General features: G+C 41.7%; 22 protein-coding genes and 1 pseudogene. 19 read left to right on the forward strand and 4 right to left on the reverse strand.

The features are described 5' to 3' along the window. Positions 1-18 precede the first annotated feature (18 nt). From G613_RS17945 to G613_RS0107135, 3 genes are all read left to right on the forward strand, one after another. The gene (locus tag G613_RS17945) at positions 19-2,748 is read left to right on the forward strand and encodes a bifunctional diguanylate cyclase/phosphodiesterase (protein WP_029232003.1); all 2,730 of its coding nucleotides are present in this window, start codon (positions 19-21) and stop codon (positions 2,746-2,748) included. A 125-nt stretch (positions 2,749-2,873) separates the two neighbouring features. Beyond that, positions 2,874-4,580, forward strand: coding sequence for a glutamine--tRNA ligase/YqeY domain fusion protein (locus tag G613_RS0107130; protein ID WP_029232004.1), 1,707 nt, complete (start codon positions 2,874-2,876; stop codon positions 4,578-4,580). A 75-nt stretch (positions 4,581-4,655) separates the two neighbouring features. Continuing rightward, positions 4,656-5,519, forward strand: coding sequence for a DUF2225 domain-containing protein (locus G613_RS0107135; protein ID WP_029232005.1), 864 nt, complete (start codon positions 4,656-4,658; stop codon positions 5,517-5,519). 56 nt (positions 5,520-5,575) lie between these two features. On the opposite strand, the gene G613_RS0107140 is transcribed toward G613_RS0107135, so the two are convergent. Next, positions 5,576-5,887 (reverse strand): hypothetical protein, encoded by a 312-nt coding sequence (locus G613_RS0107140; RefSeq protein ID WP_029232006.1) that lies wholly within the window; start codon positions 5,885-5,887, stop codon positions 5,576-5,578. A gap of 178 nt (positions 5,888-6,065) precedes the next feature. Between G613_RS0107140 and G613_RS0107145 the strand changes: the two genes are divergently transcribed. The 6 genes from G613_RS0107145 (at position 6,066) to G613_RS0107170 (ending at position 12,435) form a co-directional block, all read left to right on the forward strand. Further along, a complete protein-coding gene (locus G613_RS0107145) occupies positions 6,066-6,668 on the forward strand; it encodes a TetR/AcrR family transcriptional regulator (RefSeq protein ID WP_029232007.1) in 603 nt (200 codons plus the stop codon). 12 nt (positions 6,669-6,680) lie between these two features. After that, positions 6,681-7,619: a carbohydrate kinase family protein gene (locus G613_RS0107150; protein WP_029232008.1), complete on the forward strand. Its 939-nt coding sequence runs from the start codon at positions 6,681-6,683 to the stop codon at positions 7,617-7,619. Positions 7,620-7,835: 216 nt separating this feature from the next. Continuing rightward, on the forward strand, positions 7,836-9,356 hold the full coding sequence (gene malQ / locus G613_RS0107155; RefSeq protein WP_029232009.1) for a 4-alpha-glucanotransferase: 1,521 nt from the start codon (positions 7,836-7,838) through the stop codon (positions 9,354-9,356). A 137-nt stretch (positions 9,357-9,493) separates the two neighbouring features. Further along, complete coding sequence (locus G613_RS0107160; RefSeq protein WP_029232010.1) at positions 9,494-10,522, forward strand: LacI family DNA-binding transcriptional regulator; 1,029 nt, start codon at positions 9,494-9,496, stop codon at positions 10,520-10,522. Between the two features lie 21 nt (positions 10,523-10,543). Next, positions 10,544-11,716 carry a galactokinase gene (locus tag G613_RS0107165; protein ID WP_029232011.1) on the forward strand — a complete coding sequence of 391 codons (1,173 nt, stop codon included), beginning with the start codon at positions 10,544-10,546 and terminating at the stop codon, positions 11,714-11,716. Beyond that, positions 11,713-12,435, forward strand: coding sequence for a nucleotidyltransferase family protein (locus G613_RS0107170; protein ID WP_029232012.1), 723 nt, complete (start codon positions 11,713-11,715; stop codon positions 12,433-12,435). The genes G613_RS0107165 and G613_RS0107170 overlap by 4 nt, the downstream gene beginning before the upstream one ends. A 44-nt stretch (positions 12,436-12,479) precedes the next feature. On the opposite strand, the gene G613_RS0107175 is transcribed toward G613_RS0107170, so the two are convergent. Next, a complete protein-coding gene (locus tag G613_RS0107175) occupies positions 12,480-13,028 on the reverse strand; it encodes a DJ-1 family glyoxalase III (RefSeq protein ID WP_029232013.1) in 549 nt (182 codons plus the stop codon). 157 nt (positions 13,029-13,185) lie between these two features. Between G613_RS0107175 and G613_RS0107180 the strand changes: the two genes are divergently transcribed. From G613_RS0107180 to clpX, 4 genes are all read left to right on the forward strand, one after another. Next, entirely contained in the window at positions 13,186-13,734 is a 549-nt protein-coding gene (locus tag G613_RS0107180; RefSeq protein WP_051151043.1) for a hypothetical protein, read from the forward strand. 97 nt (positions 13,735-13,831) lie between these two features. Beyond that, complete coding sequence (gene tig / locus G613_RS0107185; RefSeq protein WP_029232015.1) at positions 13,832-15,301, forward strand: trigger factor; 1,470 nt, start codon at positions 13,832-13,834, stop codon at positions 15,299-15,301. 198 nt (positions 15,302-15,499) lie between these two features. Further along, on the forward strand, positions 15,500-16,099 hold the full coding sequence (clpP, locus tag G613_RS0107190; RefSeq protein WP_029232016.1) for an ATP-dependent Clp endopeptidase proteolytic subunit ClpP: 600 nt from the start codon (positions 15,500-15,502) through the stop codon (positions 16,097-16,099). Between the two features lie 62 nt (positions 16,100-16,161). Next, positions 16,162-17,430 carry an ATP-dependent Clp protease ATP-binding subunit ClpX gene (gene clpX, locus G613_RS0107195; RefSeq protein ID WP_029232017.1) on the forward strand — a complete coding sequence of 423 codons (1,269 nt, stop codon included), beginning with the start codon at positions 16,162-16,164 and terminating at the stop codon, positions 17,428-17,430. Between the two features lie 41 nt (positions 17,431-17,471). Here clpX and yihA read toward each other — a convergent pair whose 3' ends face one another. Then, positions 17,472-18,080: a ribosome biogenesis GTP-binding protein YihA/YsxC gene (gene yihA / locus G613_RS0107200; protein WP_029232018.1), complete on the reverse strand. Its 609-nt coding sequence runs from the start codon at positions 18,078-18,080 to the stop codon at positions 17,472-17,474. A gap of 206 nt (positions 18,081-18,286) precedes the next feature. Here yihA and G613_RS0107205 point away from each other — a divergent pair, with 206 nt between their 5' ends. From G613_RS0107205 to G613_RS0107230, 6 genes are all read left to right on the forward strand, one after another. After that, entirely contained in the window at positions 18,287-19,111 is an 825-nt protein-coding gene (locus tag G613_RS0107205; protein WP_029232019.1) for a Uma2 family endonuclease, read from the forward strand. Between the two features lie 69 nt (positions 19,112-19,180). After that, on the forward strand, positions 19,181-19,780 hold the full coding sequence (locus tag G613_RS18560) for an HdeD family acid-resistance protein (RefSeq protein WP_029232020.1): 600 nt from the start codon (positions 19,181-19,183) through the stop codon (positions 19,778-19,780). Beyond that, on the forward strand, positions 19,780-20,370 hold the full coding sequence (locus G613_RS0107215; RefSeq protein ID WP_029232021.1) for a hypothetical protein: 591 nt from the start codon (positions 19,780-19,782) through the stop codon (positions 20,368-20,370). The genes G613_RS18560 and G613_RS0107215 overlap by 1 nt, the downstream gene beginning before the upstream one ends. A gap of 9 nt (positions 20,371-20,379) precedes the next feature. After that, entirely contained in the window at positions 20,380-20,913 is a 534-nt protein-coding gene (locus G613_RS0107220) for a cob(I)yrinic acid a,c-diamide adenosyltransferase (RefSeq protein ID WP_029232022.1), read from the forward strand. A gap of 176 nt (positions 20,914-21,089) precedes the next feature. Further along, positions 21,090-23,684, forward strand: coding sequence for an ATP-dependent chaperone ClpB (gene clpB, locus G613_RS0107225; RefSeq protein WP_029232023.1), 2,595 nt, complete (start codon positions 21,090-21,092; stop codon positions 23,682-23,684). A gap of 40 nt (positions 23,685-23,724) precedes the next feature. Continuing rightward, on the forward strand, positions 23,725-23,907 hold the full coding sequence (locus G613_RS0107230; protein ID WP_029232024.1) for a DUF4250 domain-containing protein: 183 nt from the start codon (positions 23,725-23,727) through the stop codon (positions 23,905-23,907). 159 nt (positions 23,908-24,066) lie between these two features. On the opposite strand, the pseudogene G613_RS0107235 reads toward G613_RS0107230, so the two are convergent. Beyond that, a pseudogene (locus tag G613_RS0107235) lies at positions 24,067-24,251 on the reverse strand (transposase); the annotation flags it as partial.

The raw sequence follows: 24,251 nt of genomic DNA on the forward strand, positions 1-24,251 counted from the left end.
TTTCCTTGAGGGGGGACAATGCAGGAGACATTTACCAAAGTGGAATTTGAAAATGCCACAGAAATGGGCTCTTTAAACGAAGAAAAAGGAGCTCTTGGTAATTTTGCGCTTAAAAACACCGGCGTTTTACAGTCCTGGCAGGATAAGTTCTGTGAGATGTCCGGAGTGTATGCCATGTGCCTTGATTCAGAGGGCATGCCTATAAGCGAGTTTTCCGGCAATCCCCACGAAATAGAAATAATCAAGAAATACGTTACAGATATACGTATTCATAATATTTTCAAAAGAGTATCAGAAAGCGAGCTGGAGGATCAGGCCGTTGAGATAACGGAGGTTCCTAACCTGCGGCTCGCTGCTGTTGCTGTTAAAAATGGAAAACAGACTTCGGCAGTGTGGATAGTCTGCGGCGTATTCACTAACGCAGAGTATGAGGCTGAGTTTTTCCATATCCCACCAATAGATTCTTTTGGTTATCAAATCTCAGAAGATAAATTTTATAGAGTGCTTGATTTGCTCAGGGCATCCTTGAATGTTTTTATTTCCATAGAAACTTCAAGGTCACTTGCTGTTGCCAAAAGTGAGGAGTCAAAGCTTCAGGAGCTTGAAATGACCACCTCTTTTCATCGCGCTGAGACCATGACAGAGATAGTATCTCTTCTTGACAGCGATGAGGGAATTGAGACGATCATGGTGGACATTCTGTCAAAGCTTTGCAGCTATCTGCAGATAAGTAATGGCTTCACCTGCAGGATTCATCACAATACCCTGATGGATATTGTGGTTCAGTGGACTGCTCAGGATACACAAAAACTTTTTGCAGAGACTACTGACCAGGAGGTTTGCTGGTTCCTTGGAACAGAGAAGGCAATTGTCATATCAAGCGATACTCAGATGAATGCCGGAGAGCATGAACAGCTTGATATGCTTGGTATCAAAGCTTTGGTTGCCATGCCAATAGTAATTAATGGTGCGCCAAGGTTCTATGCATGCCTCTGCGAGACCAGAGAAAGCAGAATATGGTCTATAGATGACATAAAGTTTGTCAATGATACTATCAGGATCTTACAGAGTATTATCACCAAGAGAATTCAGACTAACTCTCTAGCTAGCTCTTTTGCCTCATTGGAAGCTGTTCTTGATAATGTGGGAAGTTCAATCTATGTAAGAGATATCGGTACGGGAGTGCTTCTTTTTGCAAATAGGAGCTTTAAAAAGAACTTTAGTAAGGAACTGGCGGAGAACAAGCTTATTGAGCTTTTTGAATCTAATATTCCGTCAAGGAGCCACAGTGGTAACTACGAGGTTAATCACAAGGCAAGATCCAAATGGTATGACGTATATTACACAAGAATCAAGTGGGTGGACGGCCGACCGGTTTCTTTGTGCGCTATCTACGACATTACTGAGAAGAAACTGTATCAAAAGAGAATTGAGCAGCAGGCATATACAGACTTCTTGACAGGTCTTTACAACAGAATGTGCTGTGAAAAGGATCTGGCCAAATATGTGGACGAGGCAAGAAATACCGGCAAAACCGGTGCTCTTATGTATCTTGATCTGGATGACTTTAAGCATATCAATGACAGCCTGGGACATCAGTATGGCGATGTGCTGCTTCAGGATATCTCCAAGGCCATGAGCAGGATTGAGGGAATCAGTAATTCCTGCTACAGAATGGGCGGAGATGAATTTGTAATTATTGTTCCTCCTGAGAGCTATGGCAGGATGGATAAGATTGTTGAAGAGATAAAAGATGCCTTTGCAACGCCATGGTATCTGAAGGATACGGATTATTACTGCACTATGAGTATGGGCGTTGTAAGATTCCCCGATAATGGTGATAATGTACCTGAACTTATCAGAAAATCTGATGTTGCTATGTATGAGGCAAAAAAGTCTGGTAAGAACAGAATTGCTGAGTACTCCGACAACATTGATTCCTCATCTATCCACAGGCTTGATCTTGAAAAGAACATGTTTGACGCCATTGGAAAGAGCTGCGAGGAGTTTGAAGTATATTTCCAGCCTATTATTACAAATACGAAGGGCTCAAAGAGCAGTATAGCACCTAAACACATCGGTGCTGAGGCACTGGTAAGATGGAACAGTGCTCAGTTGGGCTTCCTTAATCCTGACGAATTTGTGCCTCTGGCAGAGTATCTTGGACTTATAAATCCTATTGGAAATCATGTTTTGCAGAAGGCCTGTGAGTGCTGCAGACAGTGGAATGAGTCGGGAACAGGTGATTTTTCCGTGAGCGTAAATTTGTCTGTTGTACAGATCATGCAGACTGATATTGTGGATATTATTAAGAAATGTATAGAAGATAACAACCTTAAACCGGAGAACCTTGTTCTTGAGCTTACTGAGAGACTTGCCATAAACGACCTTGCAAGAACTAAGCAGACTCTTTTGGATATAAAGGCCCTTGGTGTAAGGCTTGCTCTTGATGATTTCGGTACAGGGTATTCTGCTCTTAGCAGTATCAGGGCTCTTCCTTTTGATATTATCAAGGTGGACAAGGATTTCGTAAAAGATATCGCGACAGACGATTATTCTCAGGCATTTGTTCGCATGATGGCACAGCTTGGCGAAACAATCGGGGCGGATATTTGCGTCGAGGGAATAGAGACAAAGGAACAGCTTGATGCCTTGAAGAATATGGGAGTTAAGTATATACAGGGCTTCTACTACGACAAGCCGTTAAGACGGGCTGCGTTTGAGGAAAAGTACGTATACAATAAGTGACTTTCCGGTGTCATCCGGTGATATTTAAACATCTTGGAAATATGGTATAATTTATGATAATATAATATGTCGCGACTATACGTCGAATTGACAAAAACTTTTTTAGAAGGTTGGTTTTTTGAGTAATGGCAGATGAAGTAATTAAGAATTTAAATGAGAATGCAGAGGGCGACAATACTCCTTCCAGACATTTCATTGAGCAGGCAATTGACAAGGACCTTGCAGAGGGCGTTTATGACCATGTGCATACACGTTTTCCTCCTGAGCCTAATGGATTCTTACATATAGGACATGCTAAGAGTATTCTTCTTAACTATGGCATGGCCAAGGAATACGGCGGCAAGTTCAACATGAGATTCGATGACACCAATCCTACCAAGGAGAAGGCTGAGTTCATGGATTCCATCATTGAAGACGTTAAGTGGCTTGGCGCTGATTATGAAGATCGTCTTTTCCATGCATCAGATTATTTTGATGAGATGTATGAGGATGCTGTTAAGCTTATAAAGAAGGGCAAGGCTTATGTTTCAGAGCTTTCAACTGATGAGATGCGTGAGTATAGAGGAACACTCACAGAGCCTGGTAAGGATGACCCTAACAGAAACAGATCTGTTGAAGAGAACCTTAAGCTTTTTGAAGATATGAAGAATGGCAAGTTTGAGGACGGATCAGTTACTCTTCGTGCCAAGATTGATATGGCATCTCCTAATATCAACATGAGAGATCCTATCATTTACAGAGTTGCACACATGACACATGCCAGAACCGGCGATAAGTGGTGCATCTATCCTATGTATGATTTCGCTCATCCTATCGAGGACGCGATTGAGGGAATTACACATTCTCTTTGCACACTGGAATTTGAGGATCACAGACCTCTTTATGACTGGGTAAAGAATGAGTGTGAGTACAAGAATCCTCCACGTCAGATTGAGTTCGCAAAGTTATATCTCAACAATGTTGTTACTGGTAAGAGATATATCAAGAGGCTTGTAGAGGAAGGAATAGTTGACGGATGGGATGATCCGAGACTTGTAACTATTGCTTCTCTTCGTAGAAGAGGCTTTACGCCTGAATCTATCAAGATGTTTGTTGATATGTGCGGTATTTCCAAGGCTAACTCTACTGCAGAGTATGCGATGCTTGAGTACTGCATCAGAGAGGACCTCAAGAATAAGGCTAAGAGAATGCTTGCAATTCTTGATCCTGTTAAGCTCATTATCGATAACTACCCTGAGGGACAGACAGAGTACCTCGAGATTGAGAACAATAAGGAAGTTCCTGAGATGGGAACACGTAAAGTTCCATTTGGAAAAGAGCTCTACATTGAGAGAGACGACTTTATGGAGGAACCACCCAAGAAGTACTTCCGTTTGTTCCCTGGTAATGAAGTAAGACTTATGAATGCTTACTTTGTAACCTGCACAAGCTTTGTTAAGGATGAAACCGGCAAGGTAACAGAGATCCACTGTACATATGATCCTGAGACTAAGGGCGGCGACAGCGCTGACGGCAGAAAGGTAAAGGGAACAATCCACTGGGTTGCAGCAAAAGAGGCTGTTACAGCAGAGGTTCGTCTTTATGAGAATATTATTGATGAGGAAAAGGGTGTTTACAATGAGGACGGATCCCTCAACCTTAATCCTAATTCAATCACAGTAATCAATGATGCCAAGCTTGAACCTGAACTGGGAGATGCAGTTGCTTACGACAAATTCCAGTTTGTAAGAAATGGTTTCTTTAGCGTAGACAGTAAGGATTCCAAGCCCGGTGCACCTGTATTTAACAGAATAGTTTCACTTAAGAGCTCATTTGTAGTACCTAAGAAGTGATTTAGAAGTAGAAGTAACAGAAGTAATGGAAGTAATGTCACCAAAACAAATTTTCGCTTAAAGAGAGGTTATGTTATGGCTGGTATTTTTTCTGGACTTGAAAAACTTGGACTTGGAAACATTGGCGGTGGTAAACTTTTCGAGGATCCTAAGGAAAAGGAAACTGCTGTAAAAAAGGAAGCTCCAAAACCTAAACTACAGCTTGTTAATGAAGAGGATTATCTTTTTCTGAAAAAGTATAAATGTCCTGTTTGTGAGAGCGAATTTGAAACCAAGACCGTTAGAACGGGTAAGGTTAGGATGAAGAATGTAGATATAGATCTTCGTCCTGATTATGATGAACTTGACCAGAATAAATACGATGTCATAGCTTGTCCTTCTTGTGGATATGCAGCTCTTGGCAGATACTTTGCTACACTTAATAAGTATCAGATTGAGGATATCAGAGTTAAGATCAGCATGAACTACAGGAAGCAGGATTATAAAGATCCTACTTACAGCTATGAATATGCTAGAAGCCTGTATCAGCTGGCACTGGCAAATGCAGTTGTCAAGAAGGCCAAGAATAGCGAGAAGGCGTACATATGTCTTAAGACTGCATGGGTAATCAGAGGAGAGACGCAGCGTCTTGACCCTGCGGAAGAAGGCTATGATCAGAAGAGGGCGGACAATGATGCCCAGGAAAAAGAGCTGCTTTCCAATGCCCTTGATGGATTTGTAATGGCAAGACAGTCTGAGGAATTTCCTATTGCCGGAATGGATTCATCTACACTGGATTATCTTATTGCTGCTTTGGCGGTGGAGACTGATCAGTATGATGTAGCCAGCAAGATGGTTTCTGAGCTCCTCACATCCAGAGTTGCCAATAGCCGTATAAAAGATAAGGCAAGGCTCCTCAAGGATATGATTGCAGAAAAGAAGGGTGTGAGCCCCGAATAAGGATTACAAATAATAAGCCTCGTATCGTGAAGATACGGGGCTTTAATAATTGTTATTTACTTTTCGTCGTCGAAGAATTCTTCTGATTTCTCAGGTGTCTCTTCCTTGCTGTCGTCTTCATCAAGGTCTTCCTTGGAATCCTCTTTGTCATCTGAAGGACTGATGTCTACATACTTACGACCAAATTTGATCTCTGAGGTATAGTCATCGTCATCCTCAAAATCATCGAAATCCTCATAATCGTCATCGTCAAAATCGTCAGCAATTGCCTCGTCTCTCTTGGACAAGTAGTAATATGCTCCAGCTGCAGCAGCACCTATCGCAGCGCAAAATACAATAAACTTACCAAATCCATTATTCTTGGACATGTAAAAGCCCCTCCTATCAAGCGATAAAATAATTTTAATACAATTTAATCACAAATAAAAGCATTATTGATTAAAATTTGATAAATAACGGTAAATCGTTTGAAGTGACTTTTTAAAAATGATATATTAGTTTTAGACTGGTATGGTCAACTACGGACTTCTATGGTGGGCTCTAAGAATGAATGAAAAATTTTGGGATTTAAAAAAAGAAAAGCAGGACAGAATGATAAATGCGGCGCTTAAGGTCTTTTCTCAGTATGGGTATTATCATGCCAGTACCGATGAAATCGTTAAGACTGCAGGAATCAGTAAAGGTCTGCTTTTTCATTACTTTGGAAGCAAAATAGGAGTGTACGATTTTTTGTATGACTATGCCACAAGATTTGTCGCACTTGAGCTTACCAATAATGTAGAAAAAAATGAAACCGATTATTTTGAACTCTATAATCAGATACTTGCGGCCAAAGTGGCAGCAATGAATAAGTATCCCTATATATTTCTTTTCCTTAATAAGGCTGATGAGGAGGATTATCTCGAAGCTGTGGGAAAAATCAGCGAGAGAAGGGATAAGTATCATGGAATAATGGAGGCTCTTCGGGAAAGAGCTGATATAACCAGGTTTGCCCCGGGAGTTGATTATAAAAAAGTTGGCTACATACTGGATTATACAGTTGATGGCCTATTGAGAGAGAATATTAAAAGTGAGGTTTTTAGAGCAGATATATTTATGCAGGAAGCTTTAGAGTATATAGACATGATCAGGAGCATGTCTATTCAATAAGGAGGCAAATACATGAGCAAGTTCTTAGTAGCAGGAGTAACACAGATCGAGACAATCGTCAGAGTGGATAATATTCCGGTTAGCTATGCGCCGCTTACAAGTGCCACTGACTCGATTTTTACAGCCATGGGCGGAGATGCTTACAATGAATCACTGGCGCTGAAATGGCTTGGAGACGATGTTACATTTATGTCCATAGTTGGAAGAAACCAGGATTTGGGCATGATCAATCCTCCTGACAGAAAGATTACTCTTTCCACAGAATATATTGTCCCACAGATGCTGGAAACGCCTACTGAGGTTGTTCTGTATGATAAAAACAGAAAGCAGCAGATCTTTGAGGATATCAAGGATCTTCGTGACAATGTTTACGATATGTCCATGGTGGCGCCTATTGCTGAGAGCTGTGACATGATGGTTCTTGCTAATGCTAATTTCTGCAGACCTTTTGCCAAGGAGGCAGCGGCAAGGAAAAAACCTATCGCTGTAAATATCAGAAACTATAAGCCTGAAAAGGAAAAATATAATACAGATTTCCTTGAGCCTGCTAAGGTTCTTTACTTTAGTGATGATACTCTCGCTGAGGACCCATATGAGTTCATCGACAGAATGTCGGGAACCTACGGTACAGAGATCATTATTCTAGGGCAGGGTAGCGAAGGACTTATACTATTTGATAAGACTCAGAATGTGAGGGTTCACTACAAGACCGTTAAGACCAATGAGGTTGTAAATACAATCGGTGCCGGTAATGCGCTGTTTGCATGTTTCCTTCACTATTACATGGAAACTGGGGATAGTGTAAATGCTATAAAGAATGCACTTCTTTTTGCATCCTACAAGATCGGTTACATGGGAACATCAAACGGATTTATGACAACAGATCAGCTTGAACAGTGGAGAAACCTTATCTGGGGCATCAAGAAGAACGTATTTGAAGAGAACTCATAATGCATTCAAAAAGAGAACAATGTTTTATTTCGTGCTATTCAGAGGATTCGACATTGTTCTCTTTTACGTTGAAGGCACTTAAAATAGTTGTTGCGATGGACCATGAATGGTGGTAAAGTTAGTTTATGGAAACGTTACCGGGAATATGCAATAATTTCCGGATTTATATTTTCTAGATATATAGTCTTATTTTTTAATAGAATGAGAGGGTAAAAAATGGCAAAGAGTAAACAGAAACAGACAAGAGCATGTGGTGTTCTCCTTCCTATTTTTTCATTATCATCTGAATATGGCATAGGAGCATTTTCCAAGCAGGCTTATGAGTTTGTGGACTTTTTGGAAAAGGCCGGACAGAGCTATTGGCAGATCCTTCCTTTGGGACCTACAAGCTATGGCGATTCTCCTTATCAGTCTTTTTCAACATTTGCCGGAAATCCATATTTCATAGATATAACCAAACTTATTGAGGAAGGTCTTTTGACCAAGGCAGAAGCTGACAAATATGATTTTGGAAGCTCTGACGAGTATATAGATTACGAGAAACTTTACAGATCAAGATATAAACTTCTGCAGAAGGCTTTTGAGAATCTGGATAAGGCGAGGAATGCCAAGACTCTTAAAAAGGAATTTGAGGCATTCAAGAAGAGCCCTGACAATGACTGGCTTAAGGATTATTCTCTTTTCATGGCTCTTAAAAATGCAAATGGCGGCAGATCCTGGATTACCTGGGATGAGGATATCAGACTTCGTAAGAGCGCTGCTATGAAGGCTGCTTTTACTAAGTATGCAGCTGAGGTTGAGTTTTATTCATTCCTTCAGTTTATGTTCCTTAAACAGTGGACCGCGCTCAAGGAATATGCTAATGGCAAGGGAATTGAAATAATCGGTGATATCCCGATTTATGTTGCCTTTGACAGTGCTGATACCTGGGCTAACCCTGAGTTATTTCAGCTTGATAAGAAGAATACACCTATCGACGTGGCAGGATGTCCTCCTGATGCATTCTCTGCAACAGGTCAGCTTTGGGGCAATCCTCTCTACAGATGGGATTATCACAAGAAGACAGGCTACAAGTGGTGGATGAAGAGAATTGCTCACTGCTATAAGCTCTACGATGTAGTCAGAATTGATCATTTCAGAGGCTTTGATGAGTATTACGCAATACCATACGGAAATCCAACTGCTGAGATCGGCGAGTGGAGAAAGGGCCCAGGATATGATCTTTTCGATACTATGAAAAAAGAGCTCGGTGAAAAGAAGGTTATTGCTGAGGACCTTGGTTATCTTACACCTTCTGTTATCAAGCTTGTTAAGAGAACCGGCTTCCCAGGAATGAAGATTTTGCAATTTGCCTTTGACTCCCGTGAGGAGAGTGATTACCTTCCTCATAACTACACCAAGAATTGTATTGTTTATACGGGAACTCATGACAATGAGACCACAAGAGGTTGGTACAACCGTCTTCCCAAGAATGATAAAAAATTCTGTAAGGAGTATTTGGGAATTCACTATGCCAAGGATGCTGTTTGGGAGTGTATAAGAGCAGCCTTTGCATCTGTTTCGGATACAGCAATTATTCCTATGCAGGATTATCTTGAACTCGACATGTCAGCCAGAATAAATACTCCTTCAACTCTTGGAGGAAACTGGGTATGGAGAATGGATAAGAATGCACTTACTGACGAACTTTGCAGTAAAATGCATGATTATGCCAGAATCTATGGCAGACTTAAGTGATATCTGATATTATAAATAGGCTTGTACTTGTTTTTGCATATATATCACAGACAAATTGTGTGAATGTAAATTAAGAGTTTCCATGTGTGTGGATATAAGCATGCATGGAAACTTATTATTTTATAAAGGGAAAACAAATGGCGGAGATAACAATCAGAGAAATAGCAAAGCGCTGCGGCGTCGGAGTCAGCACGGTATCACGAGCAATCAATAACCACTCGGATATCAATCCTGAAACCAAGCAGCGAATAATGGATGTGATAAAGGAAACAGGGTATATTCCAAATAATAGTGCCCGAAACCTTAAGAGAACCGATGCTAAGTGTATCGGAGTTCTGGTAAAGGGTATTACGAACCCATTCTTTACTCCTATCATTGAAACGATTGAGCAGGAGGCAGAGAATAAGGGTTATGCCGTGGTCCTTAGACACGTTGAAGCCTATGAGAACGAGGTTAATGTTGCTCTTGAGCTGGAAAAAGAAAAAAGACTTCGCGGAATAATTTTCCTTGGCGGAAGTTCCAAACAGGATGCTAACAGATTGAAGCAACTTAATGTTCCTGTTATTTTTGCAACCATTGGATCTGATATTTCAGATAATCTCGGAAGAAACGCATATTCCACAGTATCAGTTGATGATGCCGTAGAAAGCCGTAAGATGGTTGAATATCTTATAGGCCTGGGGCACAGGAAAATTGCAATTCTTACAGAGGGTAATGATGAGCCATCTGTTGTAAGACTTCGCTATGATGGATACTGCGACGCTCTCAGAAAACACGGTATAGAACTGGATGAAAGATTGGTCAAATACGTAGATCGTAGGATTTATGCTATGCAGAACGGCTATGAGACTACTAAATCACTGATAGAATCAGGTGCAGAATTTACGGCTATTTTCTGCATCTCGGATGTATTGGCTGTGGGAGCACTGCGAGCACTTGCTGATGCAGGTATCAGAGTTCCTGAAGACGTTTCTGTAGCTGGCTTTGACGGCCAGGATATAGCAACCTTCTCTATTCCAAGACTTACTACAATACGTCAGCCTCTTTCTGACATTTCAGAGGAGACCATGAGACTAATATTTGACCTCATTGAGGAAAAGAGAGGCCACAAGCATCTTATTTTCCCTGGAGAGCTTATTGAGGCTGAATCCACCAGAAAAATATGATGAAAAAGGAAATATAACTACATGAAATGTATTGAGGTTTACAACCAGTTTTATCATAAAGAGCCTGAGGGGATATCTTTTTGTCCATACAGAATATCACCACTTGGGGCTCACATTGATCATCAGTATGGTAAGATCAATGGATTTGCAATTGATAAAGGCATTCACATGGCCTATTCAGCCAAGATGAATGGAGTAATAGAAGTCCAGTCAGTGGATTTTCCCAAGAGAGCTCAGTTCCATGTTATGTCTATTCCTGATGAAAAAGTGGGAGATTGGGCAGACCATTTACGAGGTGCTGCCAGAGAGCTTTCAGAGAAGTATCCTCTTAGAATCGGCTTATCAGCTGTAATAGAAGGATCCCTCCCTATCGGAGGACTTAGTTCTTCAGCAGCGGTTATCATAGCTTTTTTGTCAGCCCTTGCCAAGGTTAATAACATATCACTTGGTCAGTGGGAAGCCATTATGATGGCGAAAGCTGCCGAAAACAAATATGTTGGCGTTAACTGCGGTAAGTTGGATCAGTCCTGCGAGGTTCTGTGCAAAAAGAATCATCTTCTTTATCTTGATTGTGCAGATGACAGCTTTGAACTAATCCCAAGAAATGATGCCATGAAGCCTTTCAAGGTTGCAATATTCTTTAGCGGACTTGAGAGATCTCTTGCTAACAGTGACTACAACCTTAGACAGGATGAATGTAAGGCGGCTGCATATAGTCTTTTATCTTATGCAGGAATGCCCTACGGAAAGTTTGCTGATACCAGGCTTCGTGACGTGCCAAGAGAAGTCTATGACAGCTATAAAGATCGACTTCCGGAGAAGTTCAGAAGAAGAGCAGAGCACTTTTTTACTGAAATAGAAAGAGCTCAGGCAGGAGCGGAAGCTTGGAAATACGGAGACCTTGAGGAGTACGGAAGGCTGGTGTTTGCCAGCGGAAAGAGCTCTGTAGAAAACTATGAATGCGGATGCCCTGAACTAATATCTTTGTATAACATAATGACAAAGACTGAAGGTATTTACGGAGGAAGATTTAGCGGAGCAGGCTTTAAGGGCTGTTGTATGGCCTTGATAGATCCTGATAAGGCGGATTCAATTGAAGCCTTTGTGAAGCAGAATTATCTTTCAGAGTACCCCGGATTAGAAGGCAAGTACTCATCATATATTTGTGATATTGCGGATGGAGTAAAACTATGAAGTGTATTATTTTAGCAGCCGGATATGCTACAAGGCTGTATCCCCTTACAGAGAATTTTCCAAAGCCACTTCTTAAGGTTGGTGATAAGGCAATTCTGGACTGGCTTATTGATGATATTAAGGACCAGATAGACGAATTTGTTGTAGTTTCTAATCATAAGTTTGCAGGCATATTCGAGGAATGGGCCAGAGAAAGAGGCGGCAATATTACTATTGTGGATGATGGCACTATCAGTAACGAAACCAGACTTGGCGCAGTTAAAGATATTCAGCTTGCGGCCAAAGAGGCTAATATTAAAGAGGATTGTCTTGTTATGGCAGGGGATAATCTTTTGGATTTCTCTTTGCAGAAATTCGTGGATTTTGCAGTAAGTAAGGATGCTTCCTGTGTTATGTGCCATGAAGAAAACCGACTGGAAGCCCTGAGGAAAACTGCGGTTATAACTATGGAAGAGGACGGAAAGATTACTTCTTACGAAGAAAAGCCCATGGAGCCCAAGGGAAATCACGCTGTTCCGCCGTTCTATTTCTACAAAGCAGAGGATCTGGGTAGCATTCAGGATGCTTTGGATGATGGCTGCGGATATGATGCACCAGGCAGCTTTGCAGCATGGCTTAGCAGACAAAAGACAATGTACGCTTTTGTTATGCCGGGAAAGAGATATGATATCGGTGATGTAGAAAGCTATGAGAATGTTAAGAAAGTATTTGAGAAGTGATGAATAATAAGCGGTTCCAGAATGAATCCGGAACCGCCTTTTTGTTATTTATATACTATCTTGGAAGACATATTTGCAGCCGCATTTCCATCAAGCAAATGCGCGATGATTGCAAGACCAAATTCGATAGCTGTTCCCATTCCGCGGCTTGTAATAAAATGTCCATCCTCTGTAACAGCAGTAGTCTGAACATCAGCGCCGTTAAGGTCCACTTCACAGCCCGGATAGCAACAGGCTTTTTTGCCATTAAGAAGGCCCATCCTGCCAAATACGGTAGGGGCAGCACAGATTGCACAGAGCATTTTGTCCTTAAAATCAAATTCTTTGATTTTTTCTTTTAATGGTTCACAATTAAACAGATTGGTGGTGCCGGGCTGGCCGCCTGGAAGTATCAGCATGTCAATGTCATCAAAGTCGATGTCTTCTATTAGTGCATCGGCAATTACAGTGATGTTGTGGGAACCGGTTACCTCTTTTCTTCCCATTATGGAAGCGGTGGTTATCTCTATGCCTGCTCTTCTGAGAAGGTCAACCACTGTAAGAGCCTCGATTTCTTCGAATCCGTCTGCAAGAAAAATAGCTGTTTTAGCCATAGTATCCTCCACGTTGTTTATATAAGTAATATCAGATTTATTCTAGCATATTCTCGGAGAGGGATATACAGATAATTGCAGGGGTATTATTATGGGAGTAAATTGAGTTATACATTTTTGGGGGCGGGTTATTTTGCAAAATTAAAGGAGCAAGAGTATGGGAATTGAGATAGAAAAGAAGTTCACGGTTAAAGAAATACCGTTTGATTTGGAAAAATATTCCTACCATGATATTGAGCAGGGATATTTAAATGTGCATCCGGCTATCAGAGTCAGAAGAGAAGATGATATTTATTATATGACATACAAAGGTTCTCCTTTTGAGGATATCGAGAACAATACCGGGGAAATCGGACAGGTCGAGTATAATATGCCTTTGGATAAGACAAGCTATGATCACATGGCGGCCAAGGCAGATGGCAACGTCATTAGAAAGAGGAGATATTTGATTCCCCTTAACGAAGACGCTTTTTCTGTAGAATATCTGGAAAAAGACCAGGTGACAAAAGAAATGCTGAAAAAGGGCGAGATCAAGATTGAACTGGATGTGTTCCATGCCCCTTTCGAAGGCAGGATTTTGGCAGAAGTTGAGTTCCCAAGTGAAGAAGCTGCAAGAAATTATAGGTCTGCAGAATGGTTTGATGAGGATGTTACCGGAGATCGCAGATATTCTAATTCACAAATGAGTAGAGAGACAATAGATTAATCAAAAAAGTGTGGAAATTAATAAATCTCTATGTTAAAATGTTAAGCGATTGTGCCCAAATGGGGCTAAGACTTTTTTAGGAGGAAACAAAAGTAACATGAGCGTAACAGTAGAAAAGCTCGAGAAGAGCATGGCTAAGCTTAAAATCACAGTTTCTGCAGATCAGCTTGAGAAGGCTATGCAGAAGGCATATGAGAAGAATAAGAACAAGATCCAGCTTCCTGGATTCCGTAAGGGTAAGGCTCCTCGTAAGATGATCGAGCAGATGTATGGTAAGGGAGTATTCTATGAGGATGCAGCTAACGAGCTCATCGAAGAGGAATATCCTAAGGCAGTTGAAGAGTGCGGTGAGAGCGTTGTATCTTCACCTAAGATTGATGTAGAGCAGCTTGAGGCTGGTAAGGATTTCATCTTCACAGCAGAAGTAGCTCTTAAGCCACCAGTTAAGCTCGGTAAATATAAGGGCGTAGAAGTTCCTAAGATGGACGTAGAGGTTACTGATGAGGATGTTGACGCTGAGATCGACAAGCAGCGTAACACAAACGCTAGAACAGTAGAAGTTACAGATAGAGCTGTTAAGGATGGCGATATCGTAACTCTTGATTTTGAAGGATTTGTAGACGGAGTTGCTTTCCAGGGCGGTAAGGGAACAGATTATCCTCTTACAATCGGTTCAGGTGCATTCATTCCTGGATTCGAGGAGCAGCTTGTTGGATTTGAAATTGGTAAGGAAGGCGATGTTAATGTAACATTCCCTGAGGATTACCAGGCTGAGGACCTTGCTGGTAAGGCTGCTACATTCAAGTGCACAGTTAAGGCTATCAAGGCTAAGGAGCTTCCTGAGCTTAACGATGAGTTCGCTAGCGAAGTTTCAGAGTTCGAGACACTTGCTGAGTACAAGGAAGATGTTAAGAATAAGCTCGTAGAGCGCAAGACAGCTGATGAGAAGGCTAAGAGAGAGGATCTCGTAGTTAAGGCTGTTATCGAAGATTCAGAGATGGAGCTTCCTGAGGCTATGATCGAGACTCAGCAGAGACAGATCGTTAACGACTTTGCACAGAGACTTCAGATGCAGGGTATGAACTTCGATCAGTACATGCAGTACACAGGTAACACTGTAGACAAGATGCTTGAGCAGGTTAGACCACAGGCTATCGAGAGAATTCAGGCTAGACTCGTTCTTGAGGCAGTTGCTGAGGCTGAGAAGATCACAGTATCTGATGATGATTTCGATGCAGAGCTTGCTAAGATGGCTGAGCAGTACAAGATGGATGCTGACAAGCTTAAGGGTCTTATGGGCGAAGGCGAACTCAAGACAATGCGTGAGGACCTTACAGTTCAGAAGGCAGCAGACTTCCTTGTAGAGAACGTTAAGGAAGGCGCTAAGAAGGCAGCAGCTAAGAAGACTACTACCAAGAAGGCAGCAGCTGACAAGGACGCTGAGGAGAAGCCAGCTAAGAAGACAACTACAAAAAAGACAACAACTAAGAAGGCAGCAGCTGACAATGATGCTGAGGAGAAGCCAAAGAGAACAACTAGAAAGAAGAAGACAGAGGAAGAGGCTTAATCCATTATTCTTTGTAAATTCAAGGTGCGGAGATGCATATGCGTCCCCGCACCTTTTTTACATAAAATAGATTGTGTAAAACATATTTGCGTGATACAATTGGTACTTATACTAAAAAACTTTAAAAAAGTACAAAAAAGCATTATAATGTAGTTGGTATGTGCATTACTATGCATTATTTTAGAAAGGATGATTGAAATGAGTTTAATACCTTATGTCATTGAACAAACAAGCCGTGGAGAGAGATCTTACGATATCTATTCCAGACTTTTAAAAGAGAGAATAGTATTCCTTGGGGAAGAAGTTAACGCTGCATCAGCCAGCACAATTGTAGCTCAGCTCCTTTTCCTTGAAGCTGAAGATCCTAATAAGGACATTCATATGTACATCAACAGCCCGGGAGGAGAGATTTCTTCCGGTATGGCTATTTATGACACAATGAACTACATCAAGTGTGATGTAAGCACAATCTGCATTGGTATGGCTGCCAGCATGGGCGCTTTCCTTCTTGCAGGCGGTGCAAAGGGCAAGAGAATGGCTCTTCCTAATGCAGAGGTTATGATTCACCAGCCTCTTGGCGGAACGCAGGGTCAGGCTACAGAAATTGAGATTGCTGCCAAGCACATCTTGAAGACCAAAGAGAAGATGAACAGAATGCTTGCTGCAAACACAGGCAAGACTTACGAGCAGGTTGCTGCCGATACTGAGAGAGACAACTGGCTTTCAGCTCAGGAAGCACTTGACTACGGACTTATCGATTCTATTATCGAGAATCGTCCTAGCGAAAAGAAAGACTGATGCCATAAGGTCAGTATTTATCTTGTGAGATAGTAATAATATAAGTTTTAGATTGGAGTAATATGGCAGGAAAGAATTCCGGAGAGATCAGGTGCTCTTTTTGTAACAAGACACAGGATCAGGTTAAAAAGTTAATAGCAGGACCTGCAGGTGTGTATATCTGTGACGAGTGTGTAGATATATGTGCTGATATTATTGAGGAAGAGTTTGAGGACGAGCCAGTCACAGGCAGAGCTCAGCAGATAAATCTTCTTAAGCCTGTTGAGATCAGAAATTTCCTTGATGAGTATGTAATCGGTCAGGATGAGGCCAAGAAGGTTTTGGCTGTATCAGTATACAACCATTACAAGAGAGTCCTTGCTCCCAAAAATGATGACAAGAATGATGTTGAGCTTCAGAAGAGTAACATCATTATGATTGGACCTACAGGTTCAGGTAAGACATATCTGGCACAGACTTTGGCCAAGATTATCAATGTTCCGTTTGCTATAGCAGATGCTACAACTCTTACAGAGGCCGGATATGTAGGTGAAGATGTTGAGAACATTCTTCTTAAGCTTATTCAGAATGCAGACTATGATATTGAGAGAGCTCAGTACGGTATTGTCTATATCGATGAGATAGATAAGATTACCAAGAAGAGCGAGAATGTTTCTATTACACGTGATGTATCAGGTGAAGGTGTTCAGCAGGCACTTCTTAAGATTGTAGAGGGTACTGTTGCCAGCGTTCCTCCTCAGGGCGGACGTAAGCATCCACATCAGGAGCTTATCCAGATTGATACCAGCAATATTCTCTTTATCTGCGGCGGTGCTTTTGATGGCCTTGATAAGATTGTTGAGGCAAGACTTGACCGCAACTCTATTGGATTTAACGCTGAGATAGCAGATAAGTCAGAAAGAGAGATCGGAGAGGTACTCAAAGAGGTTACTCCTCAGGATCTTGTTAAGTTTGGACTTATCCCTGAGTTTGTAGGACGTGTGCCTATCACTGTAACACTTGAGGGACTTTCCAAGGAAGCTCTTATGAGAATCTTAACTGAACCCAAGAATGCTCTTGTTAAGCAGTATCAGAAGCTCTTTGATTTCGATGATGTAAAGCTTACCTTCGAGGATGAGGCTGTACACAAGATTGCTCAGATGGCTTACGAGAGAGAAACAGGAGCCCGTGGTCTTCGTTCAATCATGGAGAAGACTATGATGGATGTTATGTATGAGATTCCATCAGATGAGACCATCAGCGAGTGCGTTATTACAGACGCGTCCGTGGATGGAACAAGTCAGCCACTGATCGTTCACAAGGATCAGAAGAAGCTTAAGCAGGCAAAGTAAATAGTAAAGTAAACGCCACCGATTACTCGGTGGCGTATTTTTTATTCTTCTGATATGCCCTTGGCTTCTGCCAAAAGTTCATCCATGAAATCATATATTTCCTGACGACCTTCTTTTGAAAGGGCTGAGTAAGGGAAAATCTTAATTTCATCAGGAAGTCCCAGTGTGTTGCGGAGCATGTTAAGATGCTTCTCATGCTGGGATTTTTTTATCTTATCTGATTTAGTTGCGATGATGACAGGCTGGAAGCCCTGATGAACAATCCACTTGTACATCTGAACATCGTTGGCTGAAGGCTCATGTCTGATATCTATTAACAAGAACACTCTGAGGAGCTGCTTGGAGGTGTGAAGATAATTCTCAATCATCTTGCCCCACTGCTCCTTGACCTTTTCGGGCACTCTTGCAAAGCCGTAGCCGGGAAGATCCACAAGGTAGAACTCGTCGTTAATGTTGTAGTAGTTGATGGTCTGAGTTTTACCGGGTTCCTGTGAAGTTCTGGCATAGTTCTTACGGTTCATGATGCCGTTTATAAGGGAACTTTTACCTACGTTACTTTTGCCTGCGAAGGCGAATTCCGGATGGATATTTTCCGGAAGGGTGCTGGTTATTCCACATACTGTTTCCAGGTTTACATTTTTAATTACCATAATCTATCTCTTTCTTTTGTTGTTTATTGACGCTCTTTTGATGACGTTGCCGTACTTCACCACTATTGTAATGGAAATGGCTTAGGATTGCAAAATGTCAAAAAATGTCACATAATATCAAGTAAGATACATGAAAATGTCATATATTCTACGAGAAGAAAACGATTTATTTAACATTAGGCTAGTCATTAAGGAGAATAATGTATATGACAATCGAAGAGATGATTGAGATAAAAAAGCACGGTGGATATTCTTACAAACTGTTGGCAAATTTGTCAGGCCTTGAGGCGGCTGTGATTCAGAAGATATTCACAGGGAAAACCAAATCTCCCAGGCATGATACTATTGTAGCTCTCGAGAAAGCATTTGAAACACTCAGAGAGTCTAAGGAAATTGCACTTACGCAAAGAAATAGTTCTTTTGGCGAAAATGGGCTGTGTGAACCGGAGATAGAATATGGTTCAAAAGGGAAAAGTGATAAATATACAGTTTCTGATTATTGGGCTCTTCCGGAGGGCAATCGAAAGGAACTTATCGATGGTAAGTTTTATGATATGTCTGCTCCAGGTTTAGACCATCAGATAGTAGCCAGAGAAATATCCAATACACTCATTAATTCAATTTCATCTCGAAAAGGTAAATGTCAGGTTTTCTTTTCTCCGCTTGGTGTTCAACTTAATAAGGATGATAAGACTATGGTGGAGCCTGACATTATAATAGTGTGCGACAAAGATAAATACTATGGCAAAAAGAATATTATGGGGGCACCGGACTTCATTGTTGAGATTATATCTGATTCCACCAAGAAAAAGGATATGACAGTGAAACTGGCGAAATATGAAGATGCAGGGGTAAGAGAGTATTGGATAGTTGATCCCAAGAAAAGGATAGTTATATCCTACGTTTTTGCAGAAGAAGTAACGCCGACCATTTATACTTTTGATGATGTAGTGCCAATTGCTATATATGATGGGAAAATCAAAGTGAATTTCAAAGAAATTAAGAGCACATTGGAGATGATGGGAGTATAATGTTTCGTAGATGATTGACCGAAGTGCAATCAGTACATAAAGAAATAGGCATTGGAAGGGAAGTTTATTATGAAAATATTAAAGAATATAAGACCTGATTATCTGATTCGTGCGGCAGTACTTATAGTAGTGGGAATAGTGCTGGCGGTGTGGACAGCGGCAAGCCTTGATGTCATTGCCAGGACTTTGGCAGTTCTTTTGATTGTTATAGGAATAATCTTAATTGGTGGATATTTGTTCCGCAAGGAAAAGAGCCTGACTATCTCAGGTGGTTTTGTAGCCGGCATAATTATAGCTGCAGTTGGTGCCTGGATATTTGCAAATCCCGGAAAGTTTACAGACTTCATTCCTAAGCTTTTTGGTATATTTATCCTGGTGAGCGGGCTTAGTAATCTTGGCCAGACAGCTTCACTTATTAAGTACAAATCGACTAAATGGTGGATTTCACTGATCATTGCCATTATAACCATCGGACTTGGCGCATTCCTTTTCTTTAATCCGACAGATGCCAAGGAAATCGCGGTAACCCTTATTGGAGTATTTCTTATTGTTGATGGTGCTACAAACCTCGTGACTGCAGTACTGGTTGGTGCTGCAGCAAATAGGGTAGAGCAGGAAAAGAATGCAATAGATGTTGAAGCAGTAGTTGTTGAGGAAGAAAAGAAATAATGAATTTTATTCCACTTAACGTATCGCTTGATGAAAAGTGTTTGCCTGATTTCATCAGGCGATATCATTTTGAAGAAAAAGATATAGCGGAAATTTCAAGACTATATAAATGTGTAAGCCCCAGGGTGCATGCCGAGTTTCATTATGTGGTAGATGCAAACACGGATAGTAATTGTAATGATGGGAAACAGGAAAGGGCAATTGTACTGGTTACTCTTGGACAGGCCTTTGATGAGTATCAGGAGAGCTTTCTGAATAAAGGTGATATCCATAAGGGATATATTCTGGATTGCATTGGGCTGGAACTATTGTGGGCGGCCTATGAAGACATAGATAAAAAGATACATGAGCTAACAGGCAAGTTTCTTGGAAATTATACCTTTGCAGGAGATAAGGAACTTCCTATAACAGATTTACCAAGGCTTATGAATCGGCTTGGACAGAAGATGGTAACTTACAATGAGGCATATGTGCTGATTCCTAAAAAGAGCGTGGTGTTTATCACACCTCTTTTGGAAGAAGAAATTAGAAAGTATGCAAGGTGTGCTGCATGCAGTAATACGAAGTGCAGCATGAGAGAAACGGCGTGAGGAGAGAAGATGTCTGAATGTAAAGGCTTGATCCATTTATATACCGGAGACGGGAAAGGTAAGACCACCGCAGCAATTGGCCTTTCTGTAAGGGCAGCAGGAGCCGGTAAAAAGGTTGTCTTTTCCCAGTTTATGAAGGGCAGGGATACTTCTGAGCTTAAGAGCCTGTGCAACATCCCTGGAATCACCATTGTTAGGAATAATATAGACCTTGGATGGTTTCGGAAGGATGATCAGCAGCAGATAGAGAGTTACACTAAGGCTCATAACGAGATTTTATCTGAAATAGAGACACTTATCATGAACGGGCAGTGCGATGTTCTTGTTCTGGATGAAGTTACATATCCATATAACTATGGGATTATCGACAAGGACAGACTAAAGGCTCTTATCAAAGATAAGCCGGAGGATATGGAGATTGTATTAACCGGCAGAAATGCGCCGGATTTTATGACAGAGGCTGCTGATTATATCACTCAGATGCAGAAGGTGAAGCACCCTTATGATAATGGCGTAGAAGCCCGAATCGGCATAGAGTACTGAAACCTCCGATGAAATGCAGGATGGCAAGCTTTGCAGCTGTTATACAGAGAATATTTTTTCGTGAGGGTGTTGACATAAGAAAAAAGGATTGTTATAGTTGTAATAGAACAACAATAACAATCCTTTATTGCGTAATAAAAGCCTGATTACGTGTATTACACGGGAGAGGAGGCATTATGAATATACAGAAATTTACACAGAAATCTATAGAGGCAGTTAACAGCTGCGAGAAGGTTGCACTTGATTATGGCAATCAGGAGATAGAACAGGAGCACCTTCTGTATGCTCTTATGACTATAGAGGACAGTCTTATAGCCAAGCTCGTTGAGAGAATGGGAATTGATACAGGATCCTTCCTTAACAGAATTGAGCAGGGAATAGGCAAGCGCACCAAAGTTCAGGGCGGTAATCCTTATGTAGGACCTGAGCTTAATAAGGCTCTTTTATCTGCAGAGGACGAGGCCAAGGCCCTCGGAGATGAGTACGTATCTGTTGAGCATCTGTTTATGGCTGTTATCAAGAAGCCCAACAGAGAGGTCAAAGAGATACTAAGAGAGTTCGGCATCGACAGGAACAGATTCCTTCAGGTTTTATCAGAGGTAAGAGGTAACAGAAACGTTACTACAGACAACCCTGAGGCTACCTATGACACACTTAACAAGTACGGAACTGAGCTGGTCGAGAAGGCAAGACGCCAGAAGCTTGATCCTGTTATCGGAAGGGATACTGAGATCAGAAATGTAATCAGGATTCTTTCCCGTAAGACCAAGAATAATCCTGTACTTATCGGTGAACCCGGTGTTGGTAAGACGGCAGTTGTTGAGGCTTTGGCTCAGAGAATAGCCAGCGGAGATGTGCCAACAGCCCTTAAGGACAAAAAGATCTTTTCACTGGATATGGGTGCTTTGGTGGCCGGAGCCAAGTACAGAGGCGAATTTGAGGAAAGACTCAAGGCAGTCCTTGAGGATGTTAAGGAATCAGACGGAGAGATAATTCTTTTCATAGATGAGCTTCATCTTATTGTTGGCGCAGGCAAGACTGACGGTGCCATGGACGCCGGCAATATGCTCAAGCCTATGCTGGCAAGAGGAGAACTTCACTGTATAGGTGCCACAACTCTCAATGAGTACAGACAGTATATTGAGAAGGATGCAGCTCTTGAGAGACGTTTTCAGCCTGTAATGGTGGATGAGCCTACAGTTGAGGATACCATCAGTATTCTTCGTGGTCTCAAGGAGAGATACGAAGTTTACCATGGAGTTAAGATAATGGACAGCGCCCTGGTGAGTGCAGCAGTTCTTTCAAACAGATATATTTCAGACAGGTTCCTTCCTGATAAGGCTATTGACCTGGTGGATGAAGCCTGTGCTCTTATCAAGACCGAGATGGATTCCATGCCGGCTGAACTTGATGAGCTAAATCGTAAGATCATGCAGATGCAGATAGAAGAAGCTGCCCTTAAGAAAGAGGATGATTCCCTTAGTAAGGAGAGATTATCCAATCTTCAGAAAGAGCTGGCTGAGCTCAAGGAAGAGTTCGATCTTAGGAAGGCTCAGTGGTCCAATGAAAAAGAGGCTGTGGATAAGCTTGCGGCCATGCGTGAACAGATAGATACCATCAACTCTGAGATAGCTATAGCTCAGAGAAACGGTGATTATGAGAAGGCCGGAGAACTTCAGTACGGCAAACTTCCTGCACTTAAAAAAGAACTGGAAGAAGCTGAGGCTGCAGTAAGAGAAAGAGAGTCTGAAACAACCCTCGTTCATGAGAGAGTTTCGGATGAAGAAATTGCCGGCATTATCAGCAGATGGACAGGAATCCCTGTAAGTAAACTGACAGAGAGTGAGAGAAATAAGACTCTTCACCTTCCGGATGAACTTCACCAGAGAGTAATCGGTCAGGACGATGCTGTGGTCAAGGTTTCGGAAGCTATCATGAGATCAAAGGCAGGTATCAAGGATCCTACCAAGCCGATCGGTTCATTCCTGTTCCTTGGTCCTACCGGTGTAGGTAAGACAGAGCTTGCCAAGAGTCTTGCCCAGGCATTGTTTGATGATGAGAACAATATGGTACGTATCGATATGAGTGAGTACATGGAGAAGTACAGCGTGTCCCGTCTTATCGGAGCGCCTCCCGGATACGTAGGATATGATGAGGGTGGTCAGCTTACAGAAGCTGTAAGACGTAAGCCTTATGCGGTAGTTCTTTTTGACGAGGTAGAGAAGGCTCACCCTGATGTATTCAATATCCTTCTGCAGGTGCTGGATGATGGCCGTATTACGGATTCTCAGGGCAGAACTGTGGACTTCAAGAATACAATCCTTATCATGACTTCAAACATCGGTGCTCAGTACCTTCTTGATGGTATCAGGGACGATGGTACAATTAGTGAGGATGCGGAAAAAGAGACAATGGAGGACCTTAGAGCGCACTTCAGGCCAGAGTTCCTCAACAGACTTGATGAGATCATTATGTTCAAGCCTCTTACCAAGGATAATATCGGTGGCATTGTTGATCTTGTAATAGATGACCTTAATAAGCGTCTTGCAGACAGAGAGATTACAGTTCGTCTGACTCCTGCAGCCAAGGACTATGTCATAGAGAATGCGTATGATCCTATTTATGGAGCTCGTCCGCTTAAGAGATACATTCAGAAGTATGTAGAGACGCTGTCAGCTAAGCTTATCCTGGAAGACAGAGTTCAGCCTCATGATGCAATAGAGTTTGATGTAGAAGGTGGCGAGCTCACAGCCAGAGCATCCAAGAACTGATAATTACTGTAAATGGATTGATCATGAAAAGGGAGACGAAATGATACCACAGGATCCAGTGATGTTATTAAGCTTTATCAACATGAAGCTTCGCGATGAATACGGAAGTCTTGATGCACTGGCAGAAGGACTTGATATCAGTAGCGATGAGATGGAGGCAATTGTTATCAAGTTGCGTGACCTTGGATACGAATACAAGCCGGAATTTAACAAGTTTGCCTAAGCGAATGTAAATAGAAATCGGAGACAGAAAACTGTCTCCGATTCAGACTGTAGACAAAGTGGTCCTGAGAGCGTAGCTCTCAAGACCATTTTTCTTTTTCGCGAGTGTTTTATTGATAATAAAGGATAGAAACGGCCTCTATCAGGCCATCTCTAACCGCCATTCATGCTTGATTCTTGCAAGCTTTTTTAGATTCATACACGCAAAGGTAAGCGCGACCTTCATTTCCATCCGCGCCTTGCCATACATCTGCGTATATCTGAATCCGTGGTTCTCTTTTGCTGTTCCAAAGATTCTCTCTATTGTTTCTTTTCTGTGAGAATAGAGATCCTTCATTCCTTCTG

The sequence above is a fragment of the Butyrivibrio sp. VCB2006 genome (assembly GCF_000420945.1).
Taxonomy (GTDB): Bacteria; Bacillota; Clostridia; order Lachnospirales; family Lachnospiraceae; genus Butyrivibrio.